This window comes from Colwellia sp. (genome assembly GCF_013215345.1).
Taxonomy (GTDB): Bacteria; Pseudomonadota; Gammaproteobacteria; order Enterobacterales; family Alteromonadaceae; genus Colwellia.
Genome location: NZ_JABSOV010000069.1, coordinates 1 through 2,520, shown reverse-complemented (window position 1 = coordinate 2,520; position 2,520 = coordinate 1). Strand labels below are relative to the sequence as shown.

The window sequence follows — 2,520 nt, the reverse complement described above, 5'->3', positions numbered from 1 at the left end:
TTGGGGATATAACCAATGTGGCAGCGACCGGTAAAAGGTAACATGTGGTGTTCGCATAACGAATATAATTCAATGTTGTTAACGACAACCATAGAATCACAATCTGAGCTGAATAAGGCGCCGTTAATGACAGTATTTAAATCCTGATCATAGCCTTGAGTTAAGAATTTTAGCGCTTTTGCTGCGCGTTTAGGTGTATCGACCAAACCTTCGCGTTGTGGGTCTTCACCTATTTTTTCGATAATCGCTTTAAAATCTTGTTCCACTTTTTTGTTACCTGTTTAATTTTTTAACTAAATTTTTGACTAAAGTTATTAACTTGCTAATGGCATGTTTACACATGCTGGTCTATTAGGATTGCATTGCCATCGGGGTCTTTTATAGAGAAACTAGCAGCACCACTATCACCGGTAATAGATTGTTCAATTATGTCGACACCTTGCGCCTGAAACTCTTTTAATAGTGCTCTAATGTCAGTAAATGATTCGAGTGTTTTACAATCTTTATCCCAACCGGGATTGAAAGTCATAATATTGCCGGTAAACATACCCTGAAATAAACCGATTGTATGCGCACCGTTTTTAACGATTAACCAATTTTTCGATTGTTATCCACCAACTACCTCAAAACCCATTTTATGATAAAAATCTTTTGACGCTTCGATGTCACTCACTGATAAACTAACTGAAAATGCACCTAATTCCATTTTACACTCCTTCGTATCTGTACATGATTTTTAAATATAGTTTGTTTATATGTAGCTGACTCAGACGGTAAATCCGCGTTCAAGGGCAATAATTATTGATTATAATACGGCCTAAAAAATCTTCTATATACACCTTGAAAAAGTAATTATTAAAAATTTGAATTTGCCCAGTGACTTAGCTCTTCAATGGGTTTAGGAAAACCCATTGTATAAACAAAACGATTTTCGGTATCGGCAAAAAAACTGTTGCCAACACCCAGCAAAACGAAACCATCGACTAGTAAGGCACTTGCATCTTGCGCACATTCAGTTTCAATGATTTTGCTTACTTTCAGCAGTATTTCTTGTGAACTAGTAATATCAGAGTTGTTCATAATAACCTCTAAACATATGTTATATCATTTCCATTAAGTTTGTGATCTTGTTGTGCTTGGGGAAAATATTTCAGGACAAGGCGCTCGATTGACCAATAGCTGGCTATTAGGATTGAGAACAACGTAGTCTTGGGCTATTTTAATCAGCACAAATGGGCAATAACTTAGTGGAATTGGTATTAGTAATTCCATCTACATTCATAGTTAATAATTTACCCTAAAGCCCTTAAATTTCAAGTTCTTATTTTAACTATATTGCTATATTGAGTCTGAGAATTAAATATTACTGAGAATTGTCACTAATATTCATAACAATAAGGCATTCGCTGAGCTGCATAGTGGAGTTAGTTAATAATTAACATCATTAAAAGGTACAGTGAAATTAATAAAATTAAGGATATTATGCAACGTCTACGATAGTCCATGCCCAAAGGTGAAAGTAAACTAGGAAATAATAAAAAATTTACCGGATTAAAGAGGGTTTGAATATTAAGAATAGCAATATCAGGCTTGCGCCCACGGTAGATCATTTTAGAAAAAAAGAATATAAATCGAAATAATAATACTGGAAAGCTTATGAATATAAACAGTGTCAGTGATAGTTCAAAGGATATTATCAGCTGAGTTGTTGAAAAGGAAATACCATTATTCCATACGTCTTCTAGACTTGAAGAGAACCAAATGAGCATAAAGATTGTCACTGACATAGAAAAGACGATAAACAGCAATGAATATCGAAATAAACGCGGCCAATTAATAACAATCTTCTGCATAGCTGCCCTTTCTGTTTATAGCGAATGGTAAACATCAATATTACTACTTAGTAGCTCGCTTATTTATTATAGGACAAATTAGTTGTCATCTCAGCGCAGATCTTTAAATTGTAAATCATGCTTTTATACAAAAAGGGGCGATAATCGTATCTATTCAACCGTTGTTATTATCGAAAGTGTCCATATTACTTACACTTTAAAATTATTTATTTTCATATAATTTTAATAAGCACCTCTAAGACTATTTAATCTAAATCAACTCCTGCACCCGGATCTTAACTACCTGAAATAAAATTACTTTTCAGGTTTATAGCTCAGGGGCTGTTTTAAGGTTAGCAAAAAGTCGAGTTGCTTTTCTTCCCTAAAATACTCTAAACCATAGTTAAAAACTTTATTCTTCTGTTCATATTCACATAAAGTGCCAAAAAATCGATCCCAAAATGAAAAAATCGTGCCGTAATTGCTATTGGTTTCTTCTTTAAAAGCCGAATGATGCAGCTTATGTAAAGAAGGTGTAATGATGAGCCTGCGTAAAAAACTGTCTACATTGGCAGGTAATTTAGTATTGCTATGATGCCAAAGTTGCATTACAGAGGCGATAGCACCATAAATCATTACCGTTAATACAGGTAGCTTTAACAAAAAGATAAATAAGGCATAGATCAAG

3 protein-coding genes and 1 pseudogene are annotated in these 2,520 nt (G+C 33.9%); all 4 read right to left on the bottom strand.

The genetic code is table 11. The annotated features are described in order from the left end of the window. Positions 1-266: GTP cyclohydrolase I (locus HRT50_RS11655; protein WP_291614612.1), on the bottom strand; the 266-nt coding region annotated here is incomplete at its 3' end. A gap of 68 nt (positions 267-334) precedes the next feature. Continuing rightward, positions 335-706 (bottom strand): annotated as a pseudogene (locus tag HRT50_RS11650) (VOC family protein). A 149-nt stretch (positions 707-855) separates the two neighbouring features. Then, a complete protein-coding gene (locus HRT50_RS11645; protein WP_291614610.1) occupies positions 856-1,080 on the bottom strand; it encodes a hypothetical protein in 225 nt (74 codons plus the stop codon). 1,067 nt (positions 1,081-2,147) lie between these two features. Further along, positions 2,148-2,520, bottom strand: a 373-nt coding sequence (locus tag HRT50_RS11640) for a sterol desaturase family protein (RefSeq protein ID WP_291614608.1), incomplete at its 5' end; no start/stop codon positions are given.